Source organism: Mesorhizobium sp. 1M-11 (genome assembly GCF_001303895.1).
In the GTDB taxonomy this organism is placed as follows: domain Bacteria; phylum Pseudomonadota; class Alphaproteobacteria; order Rhizobiales; family Rhizobiaceae; genus Mesorhizobium.
Map to the genome: position 1 here is coordinate 1 of NZ_LJSD01000027.1, position 5,747 is coordinate 5,747.

Below are 5,747 nucleotides of genomic sequence, written 5' to 3' on the forward strand. Positions count from 1 at the left end.
TTGGGGGAGTAGGGCAGTAAGGTTGGGCAGCTACTGCCTTGTTCCCTTACTGCCCCACTGCCGTTCCCTTTAGAACAACCCTTCGATCTGGCCCTGATCGTTGAGGAAGATCTTCTCCGACGATGGCTTGGAGGGCAGGCCGGGCATGGTCATGACCTCGCCGCAGATGATGACGACGAAGCCGGCACCGGCGGCAAGGCGTACCTCGCGCACCGGAACCGTGTGGCCGGTGGGCGCACCACGCAGGTTCGGATCGGTCGAGAAGGAATATTGCGTCTTGGCCATGCACACCGGCAGGTGGCCGTAGCCGGCCTGTTCCCACTGGTGCAGCTGGTCGCGGATCGACTTGTCGGCAATCGCCTCGTCGCCGCGATAGATGCGCTTGACGATGGTGTTGATCTTCTCGAACAGCGGCATCTCGTCGGGATAAAGCGGCGAGAACTGCGAGGCACCGCTCTCTGCGATCTTCACCACCTTGTGGGCAAGCTCCTCGATGCCGGCCGAACCTTGTGCCCAGTGCTTGCACAGGATCGCTTCGGCACCTTGCGCTGCCACGAAGTCCTTCATCGCCTTGATCTCGGCGTCGGTGTCGGAGACGAAGTGGTTGATGGCAACCACCGCCGGCACGCCGAACTGCTTCACGTTCTCGATGTGGCGGCCGAGATTGGCGCAGCCCTTCTTCACCGCCTCGATGTTCTCCTGGCCAAGGTCGTCCTTCTTGACCCCGCCATTCATCTTCATGGCGCGCACGGTGGCGACGATGACGGCAGCGGCCGGCTTCAGGCCCGCCTTGCGGCACTTGATGTCGAAGAACTTCTCGGCACCGAGATCGGCGCCGAAACCGGCTTCGGTCACCACATAGTCGGCCAGCTTCAAGGCCGTGGTGGTGGCGACCACCGAGTTGCAGCCATGTGCGATGTTGGCGAAGGGACCGCCATGCACGAAGGCAGGGTTGTTCTCCAGCGTCTGCACCAGGTTGGGCTGGATGGCATCCTTGAGCAGCACCGCCATGGCGCCGTCGGCCTTCAGGTCGCGGGCATAGACCGGGCTCTTGTCGCGGCGATAGGCCACGATGATGTCGCCGAGGCGCTTTTCCAGATCCTTCAGGTCGGTGGCCAGGCACAGGATCGCCATCACCTCGGAGGCGACGGTGATGTCGAAGCCAGCCTCGCGCGGGAAGCCGTTGGCGACGCCGCCCAGCGAGACGTTGATCTGGCGCAGCGCCCGGTCGTTCATGTCCATGACACGGCGCCAGGCGACGCGGCGGATGTCGATGCCGAGTTCATTGCCCCAGTAGATGTGGTTGTCGATCAGGGCCGACAGAAGGTTGTGGGCGGTGGTGATGGCGTGGAAGTCGCCGGTGAAGTGCAGGTTCATGTCTTCCATCGGCACGACCTGGGCATACCCGCCGCCGGCGGCACCACCCTTGACGCCGAAATTGGGTCCAAGCGATGCCTCGCGGATGCACACCACCGCCTTCTTGCCGATGCGGTTGAGGCCATCACCGAGACCGACGGTGGTGGTGGTCTTGCCTTCGCCGGCCGGTGTCGGGTTGATGGCGGTGACCAGGATCAGCTTGCCGTCCTTGTTACCCTTCACCGACTTGATGAACTCGGCCGAGACCTTCGCCTTGTCATGGCCGTAGGGCAGCAGATGCTCGTTGGGAATGCCGATCTTTTCCCCGATCGCCTGGATCGGCTGCTTCTTCGCGCCACGCGCGATCTCAATGTCACTCTTGTACTCGGCCATGAGGGCTCTCCTCCCTTGTCTTTTGTCCGTTCCGGCTTCCTGAATTCCAGCGCCGGGCTCAATCTAAATCCTGCGTTTCACGCAAGGACGGTCTCGCCTATGCCCTCTGACCAGCCGCGCGAATGGCCGAGGCGAGCGTGTTCGACATGAGAAGCGCGATCGTCATCGGGCCGACGCCGCCTGGCACGGGGGTGATCGCGCTTGCCGCGGGCAAAGCCTCGTCATAGGCGACGTCGCCTACCAGGCGTGCCTTGCCGTTTTCGCCGGCGGGCAACCGGTTGATGCCGACATCGATTACGACCGCCCCCGGCTTGACCCAGTCGCCCTTGATCATTTCAGGACGGCCGACGGCGGCAACGAGAATATCGGCGGTGCGGCAGATCTCGGGAAGGTCCTTCGTCTTTGAATGCGCGACCGTGACCGTGGCGTTCGCGGCCAGAAGCAGGTTGGCCATCGGCTTGCCGACGATGTTGGACCGGCCGACGACGACCGCATTGAGACCCGACAGATCGCGGCCAAGGGCGCGTTCAATCAGCAACATCGAACCGGCGGGCGTGCAGGGTACGAAGGCCGTCTCCAATTCGCCGGCACCCAGCTTGCCGATATTGACGAAATGGAAGCCGTCGACGTCCTTGTCGGGCGAGATGGTCTGGATGATGCGGCCGGCATCGATCTGCTTCGGCAGCGGCAATTGCACCAGGATGCCATGGATGGTGTCATCGGCGTTGAGTTGCTCGATCAGCGCGACAAGATCTTCCTCGGACGTGTTGTCAGGCAGCGTGTGCTGGATGGAATGAAAGCCACATTCCTTGGCCCTCTTTCCCTTGGAAGCAACGTAGACCTGACTGGCGGGATCCTCACCGACGATGACGACGGCGATGCCGGGCTGTGTGCCGGTTCTTGCCACCAGATCCTGCGTCGCCGTCTTGATGCCGGCGACCAGTTCTTCGGCGACAGCCTTGCCGTCGATGATCGTGCTCATGGAATGTCCTTTGTCAATTCGATGCGAGCTGGGGGAGATCGCCGGTGTCGAGCGGAATGCGATCAAGACTGATCGCGTTCCGCTCTACTCCCTGGTTTTGTCGCATGATCTCTGCTGGAAAAGTCTGCAACTTTTCCGGATCATGCTCCGGACAGCCGGGCGAGGGGATCTTCCCGAAACGCTGGCGGCAATAGGAGAGCATCAGCCGCGCGCCACGTGCGTAGATGTCGCCACTGTCGGTCAAGGCGCTTTCGCGCGCAGCTGCAAGCACCACGTTGACGGATTCGCGGGTGCGAAAAGGCATCAGGTCGGTACATTCCAGCATCGCGCCAAAGATGGTCGTCACCGGGACCGCGCAGCCTTCGACGAATACCGCGGGCTCCTGTGTGTCGCCGTCTCCCTCAAGCGTGTCCGTGGCGTCCTGAAAGGCCTGGTGGAGGGTAATCGGGGCGTGGCCCTGGTGAAGGTCATACAAAACTTTCGGCACGGCTGCCTCGTCGTCTCGAGTGAGCTTTCGCGACGCTCGGAGCGATTGACATCATATCGCACCTTGCATCTTGTGAAAGATATTTGCACATAAGGAAAAGGCAGGCAAGGCATGTTTCGATGGAAATTCTCCACCTTTCGACCATGATTTGTGACGTCTGAGCCAACCGTTCTGCACCCCTCAGGAGCGTGGTCTGGTCTTCTGCGGGTCGTAGTGGGCGAAGGGAACGACCCGGGCAGGAAGGCGCTTCTGGTGGCCGTCGAGCTTGCCGATCTCGACTTCGGTTCCGACTTCTGAATGGGTGACGTCGACCCTCGCCAGCGCGATGTTCTTGCCGAGGATCGGTGAGCGCATGGAGGAGGTGACCACGCCGATCTGGGCCCGGCCGATATGCACGCAGTCGCCATGGCCGACGTCGACATTGCTGTCGATCTCCAGGCCGACGAGCTTATGGATCGGGTTCTCCTTGCGCCGGATCAATGCCTCGCGACCGATGAAGTCGTCGGTCTTCGATTTGAGCGGTACGGTGAAGGCGATGCCGGCCTCGAAGGGGTCCGTCTGGTCGGAGAACTCGTAGCCGGCGAAGATCAGGCCCGCCTCGATGCGCACCATGTCGAGCGCCGCCAGGCCCATCGGCACCAGCCCGTGCGGCTGGCCGGCCTCCCAGACCGCGTCGAAGACCTTCTCGGCATCGCGCGGATGGCACCAGATCTCATAGCCGAGCTCGCCCGTATAGCCGGTGCGCGAGACGACGATCGGCACGCCTTGGGAATCGCCGATGCGGCCGATGGTGAAGCGGAACCATTCGACCTCGGCCAGCGCCGGCTGATGCGGCGGTGTCCAGACGATCTCCTTCAGGATGTCACGGCTCCTGGGACCCTGCACGGCGATGTTGTGCATCTGATCGGTGGAGGACCGCACCAGAACCTTCAGGCCGAGCTCCTCGGCTTTGTCGCGCAGCCACTGGCCGGAATAGTCGTCGCCGCCGATCCAGCGGAAGTTGTCCTTGCCGAGCCTCAGCAAGGTGCCGTCGTCGATCATGCCGCCGTGTTCGTAACACATGGCCGTGTAGACGACCTGGCCGATGCCGAGCTTCTTGACGTCGCGGGTGAGGGTGTATTGCAGCAGCGCCTCGGCATCCGGGCCGGTGACTTCGAACTTGCGCAGGGCGGACAGGTCCATCACCACGGCCTTCTCGCGGCAGGCGCGATATTCCTGCAGCGGGCCTTCCTTGGCGAAGGAATTGGCGAGCCAATAGCCCTTGTACTCGATGAAGTTGCGGGTGTGCTTGGCGAAGCTGGAATGGAAAGCGGTTTCGCGGGTCATCTTTGGCTCTGCATCCGGGGTCACTCGTCTGGCAATCGCACGGGAGAATTTGTGCTGTCCGGAATAAGTCCGGACATGGATGTCGGTGAGGTTCCAGCCATTGGCCGGGGTGGTGTCGTCGGGACAGGCGGAAGACACGCAGACGATGTCGGTCAGCGCGCGCAGAAGCACATAGTCGCCTGGCCGCGACCATGGCTCGTCGGAGAACATGACGCCATGCGCGTCGATGCCGGTGTTGAAGAAGAAGTTGACCGCCATCCAGCCGCCGCGGGCGGTCACGCCATGCGGGGCGAGTGCGCCGTTGAAGTTCTCCGAGCAGTTGATGTGGCCGGGATAGCCGATGTCGTCGTAATATTTGGCGTAGCAAGCCAGTGCGAAGGCATCGTGCCGGCCGCAGGTATCCTGCACGACTTCCACCAGCGGTTCGAAATCCTGATCGAAATACTTCGCATGCAGGCCGGGCATCGGATAGGCATGGCCCATCAAGGAGCGGGTGGCGGTGACGTCGAGTGCGAGATCGCGGCCCTTGTCGAGCTTGCGCGCCGAGAAGCACTGGAAGTCGGTGCATTGGCGGCCGTCGACGTCGATGATCTGGATGTAGTCGCCTGCCTTGACGAAATAGGCTTCGGCCGTGCGCGACTTCACCCTGAGATCGAGCACCGGATCGGCAAGCGGATCGGGCAGTTCGGACTTTCTCCTGGCGCGGATCGTCGCGCGCCGCACCATCACCACCAGCGGCGTGGCCGTATCGTGGTCATCCACTGCCATGGGCCCGCCGGGAGCAGCGACAACAAGCGAGCCGTCGCGTGTCGCGGTGAAGCTCTCCTCGGTACCCGCCGGCGTGGTGCCGGAAAAGATGCGCAGCGCCTCGGCGTTGGCAAGCTGCAGCTTGCGGCGTTCCAGCCCGTTGCGCAAGGCGCGCAGGCTGTCATCACCGCCCAGCAGCAGGGCCTTGAGGCCGGCCGCATTGCTGTTGCTCTTGGCGCCGATGATGCCCGTGTCGGCGCGGCCGGATTGATCGAAGGCAACGAGTTCGCAGGGCTGGCCGCCCTCCGCGTTGCGGATGGTGATCCTGTCGCCGACCTCCATGTCGATGACGACGGCACCGCCGCCCGCCATATGATAGCGCTCGGTGCCCGGCAGAAGCAGTCCGGGCTGGAAGATCAGGCTCGGACGCGGCGGACCGGATACAATGGCGGGATA

General features: G+C 62.9%; 4 protein-coding genes. All 4 read right to left on the minus strand.

All coding sequences use genetic code 11. The annotated features are described in order from the left end of the window. Positions 1-69: 69 nt before the first annotated feature. Positions 70-1,749 carry a formate--tetrahydrofolate ligase gene (locus tag AO692_RS11815; RefSeq protein ID WP_054308532.1) on the minus strand — a complete coding sequence of 560 codons (1,680 nt, stop codon included), beginning with the start codon at positions 1,747-1,749 and terminating at the stop codon, positions 70-72. 97 nt (positions 1,750-1,846) lie between these two features. Then, positions 1,847-2,731, minus strand: a complete 885-nt coding sequence (gene folD, locus AO692_RS11820) for a bifunctional methylenetetrahydrofolate dehydrogenase/methenyltetrahydrofolate cyclohydrolase FolD (RefSeq protein ID WP_054310259.1) — start codon at positions 2,729-2,731, stop codon at positions 1,847-1,849. Positions 2,732-2,744: 13 nt separating this feature from the next. Further along, on the minus strand, positions 2,745-3,218 hold the full coding sequence (locus tag AO692_RS11825; protein WP_152979817.1) for a hypothetical protein: 474 nt from the start codon (positions 3,216-3,218) through the stop codon (positions 2,745-2,747). Positions 3,219-3,398: 180 nt separating this feature from the next. Next, positions 3,399-5,747, minus strand: a 2,349-nt coding sequence (locus AO692_RS11830; protein WP_244483234.1) for an aminomethyltransferase family protein, incomplete at its 5' end; no start/stop codon positions are given.

Bases quoted from the DNA above. Each gene is read 5' to 3' on its own strand.
- AO692_RS11815 (WP_054308532.1), bottom strand. From the start codon at position 1,749: ATGGCCGAGTACAAGAGTGACATTGAGATCGCGCGTGGCGCGAAGAAG.
- folD (WP_054310259.1), bottom strand. From the start codon at position 2,731: ATGAGCACGATCATCGACGGCAAGGCTGTCGCCGAAGAACTGGTCGCC.